The sequence below is a fragment of the Raineyella sp. genome, assembly GCF_034933565.1.
GTDB lineage: Bacteria > Actinomycetota > Actinomycetes > Propionibacteriales > Propionibacteriaceae > Raineyella.
The window spans coordinates 117,596-137,363 of sequence record NZ_JAYFNG010000019.1 but is presented as its reverse complement, the minus strand read 5'-3'; the positions used below and the strand labels follow the sequence as shown (position 1 = coordinate 137,363).

Genomic DNA, 19,768 nt, shown 5'->3' with positions numbered 1-19,768 from the left:
TCACTCCTTGGTCGGCTTCGGTGGCGGGGAACTGCTGGGGGTCTTCGGCAGTGGTTGCGAGGGCGGCGGCGCGTGCGGGGTGACCGGGGCCGACCCCGACTGCTCGGCACCGCTCGCGGCGTGGTCGGCTTGATCGGCGAGCGCCTGCCCTGCTTTCGGCCCGGCGGTTGCTGCTGCTTTGACCACGGCGGCACCGGCCACGACCCCGGCAGCGATCGGGCCTGCCGCCGCCGCACCGCCACCTGCGGCTCCGGCAGAACCACTGCCTGCGCCAGCACCGCCAGCTGAGGACGGCGGTGGCGTGGGCTTCGCCTTGGGGCCACCACCGGCACCGCCGCTTCCGCTGCTGGCTTTCTTGTCGCCGCCGTCGCCTTTCCCGTCGAGGACTTGCTTCGGGTCGCCGCCCTGCGGCTTGCCCGGTGTCGGCACGGGGCGGTTGAGTGCGCTCTTGGCCTCTTGCTCGCTGCCCATTGAGTTGTAGAGGTCGAAGCCGATGAACGACAGGAACCGGTACGTCATGTACGGGGCGAACCCGGCCAGTGCCATCAGCACGACCCCGGCGAGCGGGTCGGCGATGTTCGACAGGTCGGCGTCGATCGGGGCCGACACCTGGGTCACCGCGACCAGCAGAATGACGACCAGCACGAGCTTGGAGAGCACCAAGGCGACCACGAACATCGCCCATTTGGAAATCCAGCCGCGCGTGGCATCCCACGAGGCACCGGAGAACGCGAACGGGGCCAGAACCACCGCGACCAGCAGGAGCGCCTTGCGGATGAGCAGCGACAGCCACACGATCGCGGCGGCGGCAATGGCCAGGGCTGCGAGGAAGATGGTCAGAATCGCCCCGACGCCGGGAGCACCCACGTTCAGCGCGGTCAGCCCGGCGACCAGCAGGGCGATCTTGTCGCCCATCGTGGCGGTGGTTTCGCCTGCGGCTTGGATGATGCCGACCGAGAGTTGATCGACGATCTCCAGCAGCAGAGCCGTGAGCGTGATGACCACAAAGGAACCGAGCACGCTCTTGGCCAGGCCCAGGGCTGCGCGGGAGAGGGCTGCGGGTTCTCGGCGAATCATGCCGGTGATGAGTTGCAGACAGAAGAACAGCAACATGACGAACACGGCGATGCCGAAGATCAGGTTGTAGACGCCCACGTACTCGCCGCTGGTGACGTCGACCAGCGTGGTCGAGTCGAAGACCGTCCACACGGCCTCGAAGAGCCAGCCGGCGGCCGCACCCATCGCGCTGGCGAGCCAGTCGAATGGTGCCGAGATCAGCGTCGCGGCGGCTTCACCGGCAACGTCGCAGACGGTAGAGATGACGGGGATATCGCACACGCCCATCACGAGCCTCCTAGTGGTTCGGAGTAGATGGGCGGGTCAGACGGCTTGGCCGACGCCCCAGAAGAAGTTGATGAGGGTCACGCTCGCGCCACAGACGACGGCGGCACCGCACGAGATCAACACGCCGATCTTGCCCCGACCGGCCAGATGCGGATTGCTGGAGTTCGAGCCGTAGGCCCAGATGATCGCGCTGACGATCAGCGCCAGAACACTGAGAATCAGGCCCACGGTCATGACTGCGCCGACGATGATGCGCAGCTGCTCGATGCCCGGCAAGCCGCTGGAGTTAGGGTCGATGTCGATCACGGCAGTTCTCCTTTTCGAGAGGACGGATGGTTCTGCCGTCAGGTGCTCGCCGCTGCCACGCACACGAAAAAGCGCCCACCCCCGGAGGGGCGGGCGCTCAGAAGCCAGGGCGGGTCAGAGTTGCTGGCCGACGCCGAGCAGCCAGTTCATCCAGGCGACACCGGCACCGGCGAGGATTGCGCCGCCGAGGGAGACCAGCACTCCGACGCGGCCTTTGGCGGCGGCGGAATAGTTGCCGGTGCTCGATGAGACCGCCCAGATGATCGCCGAGACGATCAGCATCAGCACGGCGATGATGAGGGCGAACATCAGTAGCGCTCCGACGACCTCTCGTAGATCGCTGATACCGGCCAGTCCGTCGAAGTCGGGAAACACGTCCATGACGCACCCCGCTACTTCACCGTGACGTGCAGGTGGTCGTAGTGCCCACCCGTCACGTTGTCGGGGTCGTGCATCCCGCCGCCGTTGTACGGACGCCAGCCCTCCGCATCGCGCGAGAGCGACCAGATCTTGCCCTGCCAGATCAGGTACTCGACGCCGAGCGCTTCGGCGTGGGTCTGCATCCACTCGGTGACCTGCCAGCCGTAGTCGAGTTGCTCGGCGGTCGGGTACTGGCCGATCGCGTTGCCGAACGTCAGATCGCACGCCCTGCCGAGAGGATGCTCCGAAGTGGTGCCGGGGCGGGGCGAGTAGCAGCCCCACCCGATGTCGGGGAACTGCGCGAGAGTCTGCTCGTACAGGTGCAGCATCCGCGCGGTGATCTGCCCGTTCGAGGTCGGGTCGTCAACCATCCGGTTCGGGTCATCACCGTCGAACGGGGCCGGGTCACCGGCGGTTCCGGTGCTGCTCCTGCAGCCGTTCGGAGGCCCGACCTCGGCTTCGGGGAGGTCGGCGGCGTCGTGCTGATTCAGCCATGCGGCAGGGTCGATGAACTCGCCATTGGTGCCGCCGTCACGAACCTCGAAATGCAGATGCGGCCCCGTCGACATGCCGCTGCTCCCGACGTCGGCTATGTGCTGCCCGGCGCGTACTTGATCGCCCACCGAGACGTGGATGCCGTGCTGCCAGCTGTGCGCATAGGCGGTAGCGACCGTGCGCCCGTCAATGCGGTGCTCGATGACGACCAGGCCCCCGTAGCCACCGGAGAACTCCGCGACGGTCACCGTGCCCGACGCGGCGGCGAGGATGGGCGTGCCGTCCGGGGCGGCGAAGTCCGCGCCGGTGTGGAAGCTGTCTTCGCCGGTGATCGGGTGGACACGCGGCCCGAACGGGTCGGTGGCGACCCAGGTTCCCTCCGGCAGCGGGAACACGACCCGCGCGGTCTCCGCAATCTCGGATGCGACCGTGACCGGCTGCGCCCCGGCGCTGATCGTGGTCGGGCCACCGGAGCCGGTGAGCGTGCCCAGGATGGTGAGCGCGACCGGCTCGTAGTTGTTGTACCTATCCGGGTAGGCCGACACTTCAACGCTTTGCGCGGCCTCACCCTTGCCCATCTGCTGCCAACCGGGAATGTCGAGCAGGCCACGCGGACTTGGGTAGTTGGGGCCGTCCGGCCCGCCGTAGAACGCCCGCGCTTGATACGTGGAGTCCATGAGTTCGGCAACCGTTCCCCACCCCGACTGCGGGCGCATCTGGAACAGGCCGAGCGAGTCATGATCGCCGCCGTTGCCGTCGTTTGGGTAGTCGGCGCTCTCGGGGTACGCAGAGGTGTTCGACAGCATCCGCAGGCTGGATTCGGTCAGTGCGGCCATGAGCGCGATCTGGATGCCGTCGCGCCCCACCCCGTCGATGCCGGAACCGATCTCGATGATGGTGGCCGCGTGCGTGAGTTGCTGCCGATTGAGTGTGATGGTCTCGCCGTTCGCGGTGGTCGCGGTCAACGAGTCAGGGATGTTCCCCACGGTGATGCCGGAGCCGTCGATGGTGCACTCGGCGTTCGCGGCGGGGTTCATCAGCACGCCGATCGCCAGCAGGCCCATGAATGGGCCGAGCAGAAGCAGCAGGGCGAGGGCGATGACTGCTTTCTTCATCGTCATGGCCTTTCGTCTCAGCGCAGCGGCTGGTCGAGAATCGACAGGCGCAGCAGGTAGCAGGACGGCACCGCACCCGCATCGGGCGCGCTGGTCTCGCTCTGGCTGCCGCTCGGCGGGTCGTCGGGTGGGCAGGCGAGGAAGATCGTGAACGCCACCGGGTGCTCGGATGTCACGGGTTCCTCGTTCCAGATGCCCTCGCGGTGCCGGGTGCCCTCGATCGTGATCGCGGTCGCACCGACCGGGAGTTGTCCGGGCCGAGCTTGCTCGACCGCTTGCGCCCACTGCTCGGGAACGTAGGCGTCGGTGATGGTCAAGTGCTGGGTCGTGCTGTACTGGCGCAGATCGACCCAGGCGTCACGCGACGGCAGGTAGGCGGCGATGTCAGAGGCCAGGCCCGCCTGCTCGTTCCCGGTCGGGTCGCCCACGTCCAGCAGCACGGCGGTGTAGTCCAGCGGCAGGAACCCGCTGGTGGTATCCCAGGTGAACAGCGCGTGCGCGGCATCGCGCGCGAACTCGTCCGGGTCGGTCGACGGGGTGATGTAGGGCAGGCGCGGAGTCGGCTGATCGGGGTCAATGCGAATCGGCGTCGGTGGCCCATCGGGTGACGGGTCGGCGTCGTTCGGGCCGGTCACCAGCCCGTAGACACCGATCGCGGCCAGGACGAGGAACGCGACCCCGGCGCAGACAAAGGAGATCAGTCGGCGGCGGGCGCGGGCGGGGTCATCGGGAGTCGTCTTCATGACCCCCAGGTGCGCCACCGCGCACCCGATCAGGGTCAGAGCGCTCGGAGGTGCCTACGCGGATTGCTCAGCACCTGTCGCGCCGTGCGCAGCTCGTCTGCGAACGCGCTGGTGCCGTCAGCGGTCGCCAGGAACGAGGCGATCTGCTCATCGTTGAGTTCGTTCGCCAGTACTTCGGCGTCGTAGTGCGTCCACCAGTCGGCAAGCTCGCTCCAGGTGGCGACGAACGCGCGCACCGGCCACCGTGCAGGCTCGGTCTCACCCGTGGAGGTGACCGGTGCGGGGTTGGTCTGCGCCGCCTGCGCGCGGGCGACGGCTTCTTGTGCGAGCGCTTCCAGATCGGTGGTCTCGCTTGCGGCTTCGGTGACGGCGGCGCGGATGCGCTCGAAGCCGGGATGCACCGGGGCACCGGCGTCGATGCGTTCGAGTTCGGCAGCGGCGTCGCCGCGCACCGTGGCGGGCAGGTCGGGGTCGTCGGTGACTTGCCGCAGGTAGTCGATCTTGTCGAGCGTCTTGTACGACGCGCCGCCGGGAATCATCGCGGCGGCTTGCTCGCTGGCGCGGCCCACCGGAAAGGACGGTGCGGGAAACTTTCCCGCACCGTCCTTTCCGGGCTGGTTCTCCGCGCTGAACCGTGTCGCGGCTTGCCTGCGTGAAGCGTCCTCGGCCATGAGGGTCTTCAGCTCGCGGTAGAGCGCAGCCGCCTCGACCGGGGTGAGGTCTTTGTGGAGCATGTTGTCGTCTTGCTCGGCCAGCAGGTGGCCGAGCCTGCCCGTGATGCCCGAGCGCACCCACACGTTCACCGTGCGCCAGCCGAGCAGCTTGATCGCGGCCAGCCGTCTCGCGCCGCACACCAGTACCCCGTCGATGGTGACCGTCAGCGGTTGCAGGAGGCCGTCGCGGGCGATGGACTCGGCCAGCGCGGTCAGGTCGCCCAGGTCGGTGCGGTGCCGGTTGCCGACGATGATGGACTCGACGGTGCGGTCGAGTTCGATGTGCCCGGTGTGCCTGCTCATGACCGGCCTCCGCGTTTCGGGGCAGCGAGCGAGATCATCAGCACGAGATCGTCGTCGCGCAGCAGCGCGCGCAGGCTCTCGCCGATCAGCAGCCGGAGCAGGATGCCGCGCCCGGCAGCGGTCGCGGCGTAGGCGGGGCTGGGATGCCCGAGTAGAGCTTTCAGCAGCGCTGTCCACGCGGTGCTGTTCACGTCGAGCAGGGCGCGGGCGTGCTTGTCGCGGCGCAGCGCTTCGTAGGCGCTCTGGCGGCTGCCTGCTCGGGCGAGCGCTTGGCAGATGTGCTCGACCCCGGCGCGGGCGACATGCGGGGGCCAGCCCAGCAGCGTGAACAGTGCGATGGCGTCTTCGACCGCTGAGCCTGCCGAGCAGCACGCCGTCGTGCTTGCCGGTTCGTCGGCGCCGGTTGGGTCTGGGTCGGTGATGTGGAACGCCGAGTGGTAGTCCGTCAGCGGGTTCTCCCGATCTGACAGCCGCTCGGCGTCGTGGAACGCGGAGATGTGCGGACGCCGGGCTTGATGCACCGAACACAACAGGCCCTGCCCGCGTTCCTCGGCGATGCAGGTGATGCGCACGGCGTGCGTCACCACGCCCCACGGGTCGTTCGCGGTGCGCGCGGCCTTGGTGCGCATCACATCGAACGCGGCACTGGCTGCTTCCCACGGGTCGAGGCCGTGCTTGCGGGCCAGCGCCCCGTACTTGTCGGCGGCGTAGGCCATTAGGTCGGCGGCCACCGGGTCGCACTGCCACGCGCCGGGGCCGCCCTCGTGCAGTCGGTTCAGCAGGGCACGCAAGCCCTCGCTGCGGGTGAAGTCTTCCGGTTCACGGAAGCTCGTGCGGGTCGTCATGATTGCACCTCCTGGCGGCAAGGTGCACAGGGCTGGCCGTCGCGTCGGGGGCGGTCGGGCGGTCGTTGTCGAGTCATCGCTACTCACCGCTTCACGACTTCCCGACCGCAGCCCTCGTCGGCGCGTGGTGTCGGGCACCGTGCCCGAACGCCGACAGCGGCGACAGCCGCCTTGCCCGGTCACCGAGGTTCCGCAGCCCAGCCACGAGTGGTTCGCGGGCCTTACGTGACATCTCGACTTCCATGTCGATGCCCCGCCCGGCCAGCGATGCCGTGTTGCGGGCGATCAGATCGGTGGGCCGCACCCACTCGATACCGCGCGCCCGGTGTTCCTCGAGTTTCTGCTCGACCTCTGCTGCCTCAGCTGCATCGGTCATCTCGTCAGTCGCGGCGGTCTCGACCGTGGTGTCCTTGCGCTTGGTCACGTCGGCGGCGGCAACCGCCTCGGGCACCTGCCGAACCTCGCTGCGGTCTTCTGGCATCCCCGGTTCGGGCACATCCTCGACGCGCCAGTCGTCGTATCCTCGTGCCTGCTCTCGCGGGTCAATGTTCATGATGTTGTCTCCATCTCTGTTGTGATTTCCGGTTCCTCGACCGGCGGGGTAAACCAACGGCCCACCGTCGAGGCGTGCACGCCGAGCTCATCGGCGATGGACTTGTTCGACCAGCCGGCCTCGCGCAGCCGAGCGGCACGGTCACGCCTCCCCAGCACCGGCTCGGCGTCCGGCGCTGCTTCGGACTCGATCGCAGCCAAGGGTTCGGTCGCAGCGGGTAGCTCGGACGGTGCCTGCGGCGTGCTCAGCGGCGCGGCGGTCGAGCGCGTGAGGACGACGGTGAGGTGCGTGCTGGCGAGCAGCACCAGCGGCGGAACGGCAGCGACCGTCGCGGCGAGCATGGCGGGCACGCTGGCATCGGCAGCGACGATCGCGTGCAGCGCGTTCGCAGCCACCGACACGAGTGCCCCGCAGATCAGCAGCGCCCACGGATACCAGGCACCTCGGCGACCATCGAGCGCGACAACCGCGATGGTGGAGACCACGATCAAGCCGTCCACGAGCAAAGGCCAGATCCACGCCTGCCCGGGTGCGATACCCGACCGGGCCGCGAGGTCGGCCAGAGCCATGAACGAGAGCCAGAACGCGCCGATACCGATCAGCACAGTGCCGGTCGCAGCGGTCACGACCGCCCAACCCCATGCCGCTCGTTGCACGCTCATCACAGCCCCCGACCACTCACCGAGACCGGCGGCTCATTGTGGGCGAACCCGGAATCCGTCTGGCGTACCGGGGCGCGACGGCGCGGCCCGTAGGTGCTGACGTGGCGATACGCCGAGCCGACTGTTCGGGTGATCTCGTGCTCGCCCAGCCCGGACTGGCCCGCTGCCGGGCCGAGCGCGTCGAGCGCTTCGCGGGGCGAGTGGCCGTGCTCGGCCATGCGACACGCGGCCTTGAACAACCCCAGGTTGCGTTCGCCCTCGGGTCTGCGAGCCACCTGCAAGGCGAGCCGGGCAACGTCCAGCGGCCAGCCGCCCGGTGGTTCCGGCGCGGGCACGTACTTCGGGCGCGGGTCGAGGAAGTCGCGCAGCCGCTGCGCCGCCAGCGGCACCACCAGCCCTCCGGCAACGGCCTCGACTCGGTATGAAGTCGGGTGACCGTCGATCGCGCGCTGCGAGGGAGGCACGATGATGTAGCCGCCGTCACCCCGAAAGTCGATACCCGCCCGGCCCACTTGCCATGACCGCTGCTCGCGCCCAGCGTCCGCAGGGTAGTACAGATGCCTGCCGCCAGTGGGCGTGGTCACGACCGCCAACGGCTCCGGCAGCAGCCCGGAGCGTGCGGCGCGTCCGAACGCGGCGTACCCGTCGACCTTGTGTACGTCAACGTCGACGACGACCACACCCGAGGCTGCGCCGGTTGGGATGGCAAGGTTCGCGCGAGGCCGCTGCCGCCACCACGCCTCCACTTGCCCGGCGTCGGTGATCGCCTCGTGGAAACCGCGCTCGGGAATCGGACGCTTCCCGCCTGGCGCGCACGGGAACACCGGCACATCGAGACGGGCCAGCTCGCGCGCGACGAGTGGCAGCGGCACACTCTCGCCGAGCCGGTAGAAGATCGCAGCGACCGCCGAGGCCCGACGCGCGATCAAATCGTGCGCCGCGCGAGCGTCGCGTACCTCAGCCATCGCCAGGCCTCCCTTCCGCCGGATGCCACCCGCCAGTGGGTGGCCGTACGACCGTGAGGTGCGTCGGGAGGTTCAGGAAGACGAGACGGACAAGGAATCGAGACTGTGACCGTCAGGCTTCATGAAGAACCCGACGAGTCTGTACCGGACTACCAGGCAAAACCGGCCCGGAACGGGCGAGCGCCGATAGTCTCGATAATGCGGCTCAGGGTTGGGTGATCGAGTACACCGCTCAGGCGGTGAACGCCCGCCGCATCTGCCTGTAGTAGCCCGGTGTGACGCCCACGTACTCGCGGAAGAGTCGGGTCGCGTGACTGCGGGAGTGCCAGCCCACGCGCTGTATCGCGGCGGCGACGGTGAGGTCGGTCTCTCGCAAGTATTTTGCCAGAAGCTCCGCCCGAATCATCGTCAAGAACGCCAACGGTGTCTTGCCGTATGCCTCGATGAACACGCTGCTCAACCGCGAGGGCGAAAGGTGAACCTCAGCAGCGAGGTCGTCGAGCGACCACCGCTGCTCCGGTCGCTCGCGCAGCAGCTGCGCGACGTGGCGAACCTCAGCCCGCAAGGGGGCGAAGCGTCGATCACGAGGGAGGGCGGGCCGGATATGCGCACGCTGAGATGCTGAGAGGCGCACAGGCGAGACCTTGATGTAGGGGGCGATCACGTAGGCGATCTGGAACCACAGCGCCTGCATCCGCAGGTAGTGCCGCACGGGGTGCCCGTCGACGCTGAGCCGCACCATCTCATCGAGCCACGGCATCAGCATCCCCGCCCGGTCTTCGCCGAGGCGCAAGATCTGCGCCGGCTCGGTGTAGATCGTCTCGGCGAACCCTTGCGCGTCGAGCCGGTCATCGAGGAATGCCGCGTATTGCCAGCGCAGTTGGTCAAGCAGGAAGTCGGTGTCAGCATAGATCGTCGTGACCGTGATGTGCCCCTCGGGTTCTGACCCGCAGAGCACGTTCGCGCCCAGCATCACCACGTCACCGGCCTTGACCGGCTGTTGCCCGAACTCGGAGAACAGGCAGGCCGAGCCATCGCGCACGATGATGAACTTCACACAGTCATACGCCACCGGCAGCACAGGGCGATGCATAGTTCGAGTTCGCGCCACCAAAGGCGCGTATGGTCCGGCCTGAGGCTCGGACGAACGCGCTCGTCGAAGTTCTGATGCCCTCACGTATGCGGACTGATGACGGAGATCGACCCTATCTGTTTTGTGGTCTACAAGGCATCCAGCGGACGTCCCGCCTCAGCCTGTCTCATGCGTCCCGCGGTCAGCGCGATCACGGCGAGCAGAGGGGGAAGCACTCCCGCAACCACGAAGATCACCGGCACTGGGACGAGTAGAGATAGTGGGCCTGCAATAGCTATGGAAACGGGCATGAAGGCGATCGAGACGAAGAAGTCAAGGCTTGCGACGCGACCGATCATGTCGAGGGGAACGAGCCGTTGCAGCAGGGTTCCCCAGATCACGACCCCGGCCCCTGTGGCGGCTCCGACGATGAACAGGGCCGCAAGCATCACGATCAGACTGTCGGCTATTCCTATTGCCACGAGGGGTAAAGTGCCGCCGCCCCAGCAGGCGATCATGAACGTGAGGTAGCGGCGCGGGAGTCTCAGCGATGACACGACCAACGAGCCGACAGCTCCGCCGATGCCGAATGCGGCCAGCAGGAAGCCAAAGGTCGCTTCGGCGTCCTCGAATCGGTCGCGGGTCAGGAACGGCAGGAGCACTTCGATCGGCCCCTGAATGATGAGCGCGAGCGAGGAACCGAAGATCAGTGTCCACAGTAGCCAGCGGGTGCCGACCACATAGCGAATGCCCGCACGGAGATCGCCCCACATGCTGGTTCGATCCTCTGGCGCTACCGGTTCGTCCAGATGTTCACGGCGGCTGAGGAACAGGGTGATGATGAACGCGACCGTGTACGAGGCCGCAACGATCACCGCTCCGATGGCGGGGAAGAACAAGCCGACGACGATTCCGCCGAGTGCAGGTCCGAGGCCCTGCCCGAGGGTCGGCCGGAGCGCACCTTCGAGGCCGTTCGCGGCGAGAAGCTGCTCAGGTGGAAGCACCTGGGGCAGATAAGAGCTGTAAGCCGGGTAGAAGAACGCGCTTCCGGCACCCATCGCGAACGAAGCGACGGCGACGTGCCATAGTTCGATAGTCCCAGTCAGCGACAGGGCAGCCACCGCGGACATGATCGCGGCGGTGCCGCCTTGCACGGTGATGATGATGCGGCGCTTGGAGAAACGGTCGGCGATAACTCCTCCAAGCATGGAGAACACGAACAGGCCCAGGCTCATCCCGGTTGCCACCGCTGAGAGCGCTAGCGGACTGTCGTTCAACGCGATCACCTGGAAGACCATCACGATCGTCCACACGCCGGTGCCGAAGACCTCGATGCCGACAGCGGCGAACAGGAGGCGGTAGTCGCGCGTCGCAAGAGGCCGAATGGAGCGCAGCAGGTTCAGCTTCTTCTCGGTCATACCGGCACCGCGCTTCCGGCCATCGCCGACAGGTCGATGCTCGGCCAGTCGGCCACATCACGCAGGAGTTGCCGGTCGTGAGAAGAGATGACGACGGCCGCTTGGGTTGCCCCCAGCGCTTCGGTGAGTTCGTCGACGAGGGCGATGGAGAGATGGTTCGTCGGTTCGTCCAAGAGCAGGACATGGGGGCGCGCGGCGAGTACCAGCGCCAGATCGAGACGTCGTTGTTGCCCCATCGACAACTCGCCCACCCGCTTGCTCAGCTCTCGCGGTTTCAGGAGGCCGAGCTGCGACACCCCAACCGCATCCGAGGACGGCACGATCCCGGCAGCAACGAGCGCATCGAGGTACGTTTCGTAGACCTCGCTCGCTCGTCGTTCGGGCGGCAGGTCGGACTCCTGGCGAAGAAACCCCAGGCGCGTCGTGCGGGGTTTGCGCACCACGCCGGTGTCTGGCGCAAGGTCTCCGCCAGCAACTTTGAGCAGGGTGGATTTTCCTGTTCCGTTTGGGCCGGTCACGACGAGCCTGCCGCGGTGCGACAGTGAGAACGACACTGGACTGCGAAGCCGTTCAGTGACGCTGACGTTCTCGACGCTTAGCAGCGCCGCGCCGGTTCGGGTGCGCAGTTCGGGGAAGCGGAACACCTGGGGCGGCTCGGGCACGGTGATCGCGTGCGCTTCGAGTGCCTCTCGGCGTCGGTGGACGTTCTGCACGAGGCCACCGGCTCTCGTGGCGCGCCCGTGCTTGTTAGTGCCCTTCTCCGGGCGCCATCCTGAGACGAGCCGGTTCTGGGCGGCGCTGAGGCTGTCTTGCAGCCGCGCACGCTCGGCCTGCTGCTTGTCGTACTCCTGTTCCCAGCGCTCCCGCTCGGCTAGTCGTCCTTCCCTGTAGCCCAAGTAGCCATTCCCGTACACGCGCAGCCGCTCGTCCGGAGTCGGATCGAGATCGACGATGGTCTCGGCGAAGTCCGATAGGAGTGCCCGGTCATGGCTCACGACCACGACACCGCCGTTGCGGGATCGGAGCTGGGCGGTGAGGAACTCCAGCCCGCTGCGGTCGAGATGGTTTGTGGGCTCATCGAGCAGCAGGAAGTCGTCGTCAGCGCCCAGAAGACAGGCCAGGCGCACGCGGTAGCGTTGTCCGACTGACAACTCCGCGAGCGGCCTAGTCGTGTCGGTTTCTGCGCCGAGTGCTTCGAGGGCGACCTGCACGCGCCGCTCGGCATCCCAGGCATCAACTGTTTCGGCATGCTCCAGTGCGGCTGCGTACTCCGCTGCGGTGGCGTCGGTGCCATCGGCGAGCGCGTGACTGGCAACGTCCAGTCTCGCCAATGCCGCAAGGGGTTCGGCGATTGCGTCTGCGACGGCTTCTCCCACGGTGCGCTGGTCGGAGGCATCCATCTCCTGCTCCGCTACGCCGATCGTGCCGATGCGCTGCACCGTTCCGCTGTCGGGGGCGAGCGTGCCCGCGAGCACATGCAGGAGGGTCGATTTGCCTCGTCCGTTCTCGCCGACGATCGCGACGCGCGAAACAGGGGTGAGGGTGAGGTCCACATGATTGAGAACCGGGGTGGCGCCTCGCATGACTGAGACGTCGGAGGCGATGAGTTGCGCGCGACCGCGCGCGGGAAGACGGTGAGTAGCGGTGTGCATTTGAGTCCTTCACAAAGGCGCACCATGAGCCAGCAAGTCCGGCCAATGGGGTACGCGAAATGACGGCGACCCGAGAAGGGTCAGGAGGAGTGGCTTCCGCAGGCTCGGAGAGACTCAACGAGCGCGGTCAACCGCTTCAGCCGTCACAGGAAGTACAAATGCATGGAGACAGTATACCTCACGCGCTGCTTGCCGGACGTCACCCCCTCTTTGGCGGCCTCTGAAGTGTGCGCACGAGCGGGTCGGAGCACGCCATGCTGGTTTGCCGGTTCGCAGCACGTGCTGAGTCCGACAGCGTGAGTCGCGTTGGATATGGAGGCATCTGCTTTACGTGCCAGACTCCCCACACGTCTGGCACTAAGAGTGCGAGCCGCGCGCTGCGCGCGCACCTGACCCCCGAGATCGCCCCTCCCGTGACGGTCTCGGGGAGGGGCCGTCGTGGTGATGACCATCCGGGTCATGTCGTCCGGCAAGGGCTACGAGTACCTGCTGAAATCGGTCGTTGTCGGCGACGGCGACCGCGAGATGAGCAGCCCGCTGACCCGGTACTACACCGAGTCCGGCTGCCCGCCCGGAACCTGGGTCGGCACCGGACTGATGAGCCTCGACGACGGGCGCACCCCGGCATTGGCCGAGGGCGACACGGTGACCGAGGAACACCTAGCCCGACTGCTCGGTGACGGCATCCACCCGATCACCGGCGGCAAGCTCGGCAAGAGGTTCCCCTCGCTGCAACCCCCACGCGAGCGGATTGCGGCGCGCATTGCACGCCTCGACCCCGACTTGCGAGGCGAGACACGGGCCGACGCCGTGCAGCGCATCCGTGAGGAAGAGGTTGCGAAGAAGCCGCGCACCGCCGTTGCAGGGTTCGACCTGACGTTCTCCCCACCGAAGTCGGTCAGCGCGATCTGGGGCGTGGCCGACGCGGGCACGCAAGCCCTGATTGCGCAGGCGCATCACGCCGCAATGCGCGACACCATCGCGTTGCTGGAACAGCGGGTCGCTGCAACCCGCGTCGGCGCGGGCGGCATCGCGCAGATGCCGATCGTGGGCGTGATCGCCACCGCGTTCGACCACTACGACTCCCGAGCCGCCGACCCTCAACTACACACGCACGTCGTGGTGTCGAACAAGGTGCAGGGCGTAGATGGGCGCTGGCGCACCCTCGACTCCCGCCGACTGCACAAGGCCGCTGTCGCTCTCTCGGAGTCGTACAACGCCTTTCTCACCGATCACACCGCGCGGCTGCTCGGCGTGACGTGGGTGCCCGTCGACCGGGGCAAAGACCGCAACACCGGGTGGGAGATCGAGGGCGTATCTGCGGCGCTGATCGCGGCATTCTCCCGCCGCACCACCGGCGGTAGCGACGGCGGAGAGGGCATCGAGCAGGTCAAGAACCGACTGATCGAGCAGTACGTCGCAGCGCACGGCAGACAACCGCCAGCGGCGACGATTGCGAAGCTCCGGCAGCAGGCAACCTTGGAGACGCGACCCGAGAAGGAACTGCGCTCCCTGGCGGAGCTGACCGCCGACTGGCGTGCGCGTGCCGAGGTCGTGCTCGGCGAGGACGCTCCCACCTGGGCGCAGCACCTGCTCGACCGGGGTGCGACCGAGGCCCGGCTGCGTGCGGACGATCTCGGGCTGGAGCAGATCGAGGATCTCGCCGCCGTGGTGTTGATGGAGGTAGCGAACCGGCGCGCAACCTGGGGGCGATGGAACCTGCACGCCGAGACGATGCGGCAGATCATGGGCGTTCGGTTCGCAACCACCGACGACCGTCTCCAGGTGCTCGATCAGATCGTCGCGCACGCCGAAGCCGAATCGCTGCGGCTCACCCCCGACTACGACCGCGCCTTACCCGCCCACTACGTCGAGAGCGAGGGCGACAGGTTCCAGCCGGTCGATCAGATCGCGTACTCCAGTCAAGACATCCTCGACGCCGAGCAGCGCCTACTCGCGCACAGCCAGCGCACCGGCGGGCCAGCATTGACGGCGCGGCTCGTCGCGCGGCATACCTCTCGCAAGATCAGGGGCGTCCGGCTCGACCCCGATCAGGCCGTCGCTATTACCCGCATCGCCCGTTCCGGTCTGAGCCTCGATCTGCTGGTCGGCCCCGCTGGTTCCGGCAAGACCACCGCGCTACGCGCCCTGCACCGGGCATGGACAGCCGCGCACGGACGCGACTCGGTGATCGGCCTCGCACCGTCGGCGGCCGCCGCCGAAGTGCTCGGCGACTCCCTCGGCGTGCGAGCGGAGAACACCGCGAAGTTCCTCTACGAACACCATCATGGACGCTGGAACCTTCAAGCCGGGCAGCTCGTGCTCGTGGACGAGTCCTCCCTCGCCGGAACGCTCGCGCTCGATCGCATCACCGAGCACGCCGCCAAGGTCGGAGCCAAGATCGTCCTCATCGGCGATTGGGCGCAACTCTCGGCGGTGGAAACGGGCGGGGCGTTCGGGATGCTCGTCCGGCACCGGCAGAGCGTGCCCGAACTCACCGATGTGCGCCGCTTCGCCAACGAGTGGGAGAAGACCGCCAGCCTCGGCCTGCGACACGGGAACACGGACGCTCTCGACGAGTACCAGGAGCGGGGCAGGGTGGCGGGCGGTGATGCCGAGACGATGCTCGATGCGATCTACGAGGCTTGGCGCAGCGACCGCGACGAGGGCTTGCGCACGCTGATGATCGCGGGCACCGGCGAGATGGTCGCCCAGCTCAACGAGCGCGCTCGCGCCGATCTGGTCGAGGCTGGGCGGGTTGAGGCCGACGGCCTGCGTCTGCACGACGGCACCACCGCAGGCGTCGGCGATCTCGTCGTCACCCGGCTCAACGACCGCCGCCTCGCCACCGGCAGGTCGTGGGTCAAGAACGGCGACCGCTGGCAAGTCACGCACCGCTACGACGACGGCTCGTTGGCCGTGCGCCGGTTGGGGCGCGGCGACCAGCCGCATGGCAAGGCTCTCGTGTTGCCTGCGAAGTACGTGCGCGAGGAAGTCGAGCTCGGCTACGCTTCCACGGTTCACCGCGCCCAAGGAGCCAGCGTCGATACCGCGCACGCGCTCGTCGATCCCGAAACGGCGTCGCGGGAGTTGTTCTACGTGGCGATGACGCGAGGTAAGCACCGTAACTACGCCTATGTGATCGTGCCCGACCCGCACGAGGTCGAGCCGCACCTCGACCAGCCGAAGCCGCTGACCCTGACAGAACGGCTCGCCAAGGTGCTCGCGCGCAGCGACGCCGACCTATCCGCGACCGAAACCCTGACGCTCGAGGTAGACCGTCACGCCTCGCTGTCCACGCTGCTCGCCGAGTACGACGTGCTCGCCCGCGAAGCGCAGATCGACCGCTGGGCGGCGCTGCTCGACATAGCACCGTTCCCCGAGAACGTGGCCGACGACGTATTCACCAGCCCCTACTACGAGCACTTGGAGAGCGCACTCGCACGCCACGAGGCAGCTGGGCATGTTGCGGCGGCGGCGCTCACCGCGCTCGCGCCGAGGCTCACGCCTGGCGAAGACCAGGCCGATCCCGCCGCGCAGCTCGCCTCCGTGCTCGACCAAGCCACCCAGCAACTTCGGTCCGGCAAACGAGCCAGGGCGCGAGTCGCTGGACTCATCCCGACGCCTGCCGCACCGATCGCCGACGACATGCAGACCGCCCTCACCGAGCGGCAGACGCTCATCGAGACCGCCGCGCGCCAACTCCTGCACGACGCCCAAGAAGCGGGAGCCGCGTGGGTGGCGCGGCTCGGGCAGCCAAGTTCACGACTCGAAGCGCGAGAGCGGTGGGACGCACACGCCGCCACCGTCGCGCTGTACCGATACCGCTACGACATCACCAGCCCGTCACCGCTCGGCGACGCCAAGGCGATCACGACCGCAGACCAAGCAGCCGAGTATCGCGCAGCCACTACCGCTCTTCGCCGGGTCGAAATGCTCGGGAAGCGGCACGAGGGCACTTCTTCCCGCAGCTTGCCGCAGCGGTTCGACCGTGGACCTCACCTATGAACACAGGCGGACGCTCAATCGCGAGCGTTCCGTAACTCCAGACGGCACGCTCTCGCTGCCAGGGCCTCGGAGATCCGAAGACCCGACTTCTCTGGGCCGTGCGTTGACTCCTCATCATCAGTCGGGCTTCGCAGCTGCGGCACACGTGGACGGATGCCCAGTGAACCCAAGCCTGACCGATAATCTTGACATGGCGGCACCGGCCGCTCTCGCATGCTGACAGGAGGCAAACATCGATGCTGATGACCTCCAACTGGCGTGACTGGTACCACCTCCGACACCAGCAAGGTTGCCTGGTGTCTGGGGCTCAGTTCGAGGACTACGTCACCCGCATCCTTGCGCGCTTCCACGACGACTTCACGAACCCGGCACCATCAGGCACGCTCGGCGACGGCGGGTGCGATGGCCTGGCGGACGCGGGAAAGATCCTGTACGCGTGTTACGGACAACGGCCAGCGCGGAACGCTGAACGTGAACTTCAGGCCAAGCTCGTATCAGACTTCACCCGGGGGCGAGACTCGTGGGCCACGTTCCTGACGTGGCGGTTTGTTACTAATGCCCCGGTTGGACCAGAAACTCTGAAGTCGTTCACCTCACTCCAACAGCAGCATGACGAGGGAACGCAACGGCCGCTCACAATGAGGATTTGGCAACCAGCGAACCTCTGGACTGAGGTCGTGAGCACCCTTACGCCGCAAGTCCTAGACGAGTTGTACCCAGGCGCTCCGGGCATCGAGAATCTTGAGTTGGTTGACCTGCTACCGCTCTTGGATGCGATCGGGCAGTCGGACGATGGCGTGGACGTTGCCGCGTCGGTCCTTCCAGTTCCGGCGAACAAGATGGACTTCAACAACCTACCCCTCGGTTCACGGCTGGAGTTCAACAGCGGTCGACTCATGGCTCCTCGCATTGAGAAGTGGTACGCGGACGCATCTGATCCGGCTCTGTCGGACGCGCACGGCGAACGTTTCAGGGCGATCTACCTGGCTGCCCGCGAAGTGACGACAGAGCCCGTCGAGATCCTTGAACGGATCTATGTCGCCGTGGCCGGGGCTAACTTCAGGATGGATGCTAAGCGAGCGAACGCCGCCTACGCCGTGGTGTCCTACTTCTTCGACTCGTGTCACATCTTCGAGACCCCGCCAGCAACTCTGGGGAGCGCTCATGCTGCTGCCAACTAAGGGCGTCTCGGCCGAAAGGGCGATCATTACGGTCGGCGCTGATGTGCTGGAGTACCTTCAAACGCCGAAGTCGGTTACTGCTCTCTGGGAGCAATACATGGCTCACGACCGTGAAGGCGGTGACCTCGATCACATCACCTTCGACTGGTTCTCACTCGCTTTGGCCTCTCTCTTTGCGATCAATCTCGTGGAGTGGACGCCCTCCGGGCATCTGAGGAGAGCTCGTGTTTCTTAGCTCCCTCGGCTCCTCAGACAGCCGGTTCAAGTCTCTTGAGTTCACCAGTGGCCTCAACATCCTCGTCGCGGATCGTACGGAGTCGTCCGCACAAGGCGATAGCCGAAACAGCGTCGGTAAGACGAGTTTCATCAAGATCATGCGTTACGTCATGGGAGGCGACTTGCCCCCCGAGTTCAAGGCCCCTGAACTTGCAAGTCACTCTTTCTACGTCAAGCTCGTCCTGCCTTCCCCCGATGGCGCGGCTGAAGAGGAAGTCACGGTCACTCGGCCGGTTTCGCCAACAACTCGAGTGCAAATCAGCGGATGGTCGGTCGTCACGGAGCGCCAGCCGATCCCAGTGGAGGAATGGCGAGCGCTACAGGCGGAGCACCTGTTCCGCATCCCAGATGACACGGCGCGGCCGACGCCAGGACAGCTTTGGGGGCAGCTGGTTCGGACCTTCTTCGGCACTCCGACCAAGGTCTACCAGGTCGAGGCGGATTGGGAATCAGGCGTTCGGATTGGACACCTACTGGGTCTGTCGCCTGAGATCCTCGCCAAGTCGGGAGAACTTGATCAGCTGACGAAGCAGGGAAAGGCCATTCGCAAGGCGGTCAAAGAAGGCGCCCTCACGCACCTCACCCTCGATGAGCCAAAGTTGCGCGCCCAGCTCGCAAACGTCCGCCGACAGCGAGATCGCGCACAAGAGTCGCTAAGCAAGTTCAAAGTCGATGAGCAATACGCTGATCATCAGCGCGAGGCGGACGGACTCACCGCATCCATTCAGCGCCTCAATGACGAAGGGCTCGCGCTTCAGCGCAGATGCCGCGAACTAGAGACCGCTCTGCGAGACGAAGTCGACCCCGCTGAGGATGCGGCCCTGAAGGCGAAGCTGACGCGCGTCTACAACGAACTCGGCGTCGTGTTACCCGATCTTGTTGGACGGCGATTTGATGAAGTATCTGAGTTTCATCACTCTGTCGTCCGCAACCGACGCAGCTTCCTTCAGCAAGAGTTGGAGGCCGCATCCGCGCGCCTAGAGGCCATTGATGCTGAACGACGAACTCGCGACGCCGAACGCTCTGGGATTCTGCGTCTACTGAGCGAAACTGTTGCGCTCGACACTTTCCTAGCTGTTCAGCGAGATTTGGCGAAGTTGGAGGCCGACGTCGCCGACCTAGAACGCCGCGTCGAGGCGGCGGCATCGATTAGCCAGATCAACGACAGGGTGAAGCTCAAGACCGCAGAGCTAGTAACGTCCGTTCGCGCAGAGTTGCACGAACGGTCGAGTTCTCTCGACGCGTCGATCGCCCTGTTCGATGAGTTGGGCTCGGAGATATACACCGACCGCGAAGCCACTCTTCTGGTTGCTCCTACGGAGAAGGGCATCTTAAAGGTCACTCCGCAAGTCTCAGGCGACGCGAGTACCGGTGTGCGCAGCGTCGAGACGTTCATGTTCGACACGACCTGCTTGATTACTGCGATCAAGAACAGCCGCGCGCCTCGCATCCTGATCCACGACAGCCACTTGTTCGATGCAATCGATGGTCGTCAGATCGCATCGTGCCTCAACATCGGTGCTCGGCTGGCTGAACAGCACAGATTCCAGTACATCGTGACGCTCAACTCAGACTTCATCGACCTGGTTGAAGCCCAGAGCGACGGGGCTTTTGATGCTGAGCCGTACATCGTGTCGCCACGACTCACCGACGCAACCGACGACGGTGGGCTCTTCGGATTCCGCTTCAGCTAGGCC

At 66.4% G+C, this 19,768-nt stretch carries 17 protein-coding genes; 4 read left to right on the top strand and 13 right to left on the bottom strand.

What is annotated here, in order from left to right; all coding sequences use genetic code 11:
• From VB059_RS06710 to VB059_RS06650, 13 genes are all read right to left on the bottom strand, one after another.
• Complete coding sequence (locus VB059_RS06710) at positions 1-1,344, bottom strand: conjugal transfer protein TrbL (RefSeq protein WP_323421243.1); 1,344 nt, start codon at positions 1,342-1,344, stop codon at positions 1-3.
• A gap of 36 nt (positions 1,345-1,380) precedes the next feature.
• Positions 1,381-1,650 carry a DUF6112 family protein gene (locus VB059_RS06705; RefSeq protein WP_017883434.1) on the bottom strand — a complete coding sequence of 90 codons (270 nt, stop codon included), beginning with the start codon at positions 1,648-1,650 and terminating at the stop codon, positions 1,381-1,383.
• 114 nt (positions 1,651-1,764) lie between these two features.
• Positions 1,765-2,031, bottom strand: coding sequence for a DUF6112 family protein (locus tag VB059_RS06700; RefSeq protein ID WP_323421242.1), 267 nt, complete (start codon positions 2,029-2,031; stop codon positions 1,765-1,767).
• Between the two features lie 11 nt (positions 2,032-2,042).
• The gene (locus VB059_RS14535; RefSeq protein WP_416339512.1) at positions 2,043-3,680 is read right to left on the bottom strand and encodes a M23 family metallopeptidase; all 1,638 of its coding nucleotides are present in this window, start codon (positions 3,678-3,680) and stop codon (positions 2,043-2,045) included.
• A gap of 17 nt (positions 3,681-3,697) precedes the next feature.
• Entirely contained in the window at positions 3,698-4,423 is a 726-nt protein-coding gene (locus VB059_RS06690) for a hypothetical protein (RefSeq protein ID WP_323421241.1), read from the bottom strand.
• A gap of 35 nt (positions 4,424-4,458) precedes the next feature.
• Complete coding sequence (locus VB059_RS06685; protein WP_323421240.1) at positions 4,459-5,439, bottom strand: ParB/RepB/Spo0J family partition protein; 981 nt, start codon at positions 5,437-5,439, stop codon at positions 4,459-4,461.
• A complete protein-coding gene (locus tag VB059_RS06680; RefSeq protein WP_323421239.1) occupies positions 5,436-6,284 on the bottom strand; it encodes a hypothetical protein in 849 nt (282 codons plus the stop codon). The genes VB059_RS06685 and VB059_RS06680 overlap by 4 nt, the downstream gene beginning before the upstream one ends.
• A 91-nt stretch (positions 6,285-6,375) precedes the next feature.
• On the bottom strand, positions 6,376-6,837 hold the full coding sequence (locus VB059_RS06675; RefSeq protein ID WP_323421238.1) for a hypothetical protein: 462 nt from the start codon (positions 6,835-6,837) through the stop codon (positions 6,376-6,378).
• Positions 6,834-7,463: a DUF2637 domain-containing protein gene (locus VB059_RS06670; protein ID WP_323421237.1), complete on the bottom strand. Its 630-nt coding sequence runs from the start codon at positions 7,461-7,463 to the stop codon at positions 6,834-6,836. The genes VB059_RS06675 and VB059_RS06670 overlap by 4 nt, the downstream gene beginning before the upstream one ends.
• A 35-nt stretch (positions 7,464-7,498) precedes the next feature.
• Positions 7,499-8,464 (bottom strand): bifunctional DNA primase/polymerase, encoded by a 966-nt coding sequence (locus VB059_RS06665; protein WP_323421236.1) that lies wholly within the window; start codon positions 8,462-8,464, stop codon positions 7,499-7,501.
• 232 nt (positions 8,465-8,696) lie between these two features.
• Positions 8,697-9,521, bottom strand: a complete 825-nt coding sequence (locus tag VB059_RS06660) for an AraC family transcriptional regulator (RefSeq protein ID WP_323421235.1) — start codon at positions 9,519-9,521, stop codon at positions 8,697-8,699.
• Between the two features lie 164 nt (positions 9,522-9,685).
• Positions 9,686-10,954 (bottom strand): MFS transporter, encoded by a 1,269-nt coding sequence (locus tag VB059_RS06655; protein ID WP_323421234.1) that lies wholly within the window; start codon positions 10,952-10,954, stop codon positions 9,686-9,688.
• Positions 10,951-12,606 carry an ABC-F family ATP-binding cassette domain-containing protein gene (locus tag VB059_RS06650; protein WP_323421233.1) on the bottom strand — a complete coding sequence of 552 codons (1,656 nt, stop codon included), beginning with the start codon at positions 12,604-12,606 and terminating at the stop codon, positions 10,951-10,953. Before VB059_RS06650 ends, VB059_RS06655 begins: the two co-directional genes overlap by 4 nt.
• 444 nt (positions 12,607-13,050) lie before the next feature.
• Here VB059_RS06650 and mobF point away from each other — a divergent pair, with 444 nt between their 5' ends.
• The 4 genes from mobF (at position 13,051) to VB059_RS06630 (ending at position 19,765) form a co-directional block, all read left to right on the top strand.
• Complete coding sequence (gene mobF / locus VB059_RS06645) at positions 13,051-16,614, top strand: MobF family relaxase (protein ID WP_323421292.1); 3,564 nt, start codon at positions 13,051-13,053, stop codon at positions 16,612-16,614.
• Positions 16,615-16,910: 296 nt separating this feature from the next.
• The gene (locus tag VB059_RS06640) at positions 16,911-17,795 is read left to right on the top strand and encodes an ABC-three component system protein (protein WP_323421232.1); all 885 of its coding nucleotides are present in this window, start codon (positions 16,911-16,913) and stop codon (positions 17,793-17,795) included.
• Positions 17,779-18,030, top strand: coding sequence for an ABC-three component system middle component 6 (locus VB059_RS06635; RefSeq protein WP_323421231.1), 252 nt, complete (start codon positions 17,779-17,781; stop codon positions 18,028-18,030). Before VB059_RS06640 ends, VB059_RS06635 begins: the two co-directional genes overlap by 17 nt.
• A complete protein-coding gene (locus tag VB059_RS06630) occupies positions 18,020-19,765 on the top strand; it encodes an ABC-three component system protein (protein WP_323421230.1) in 1,746 nt (581 codons plus the stop codon). Before VB059_RS06635 ends, VB059_RS06630 begins: the two co-directional genes overlap by 11 nt.
• Positions 19,766-19,768: the final 3 nt, after the last annotated feature.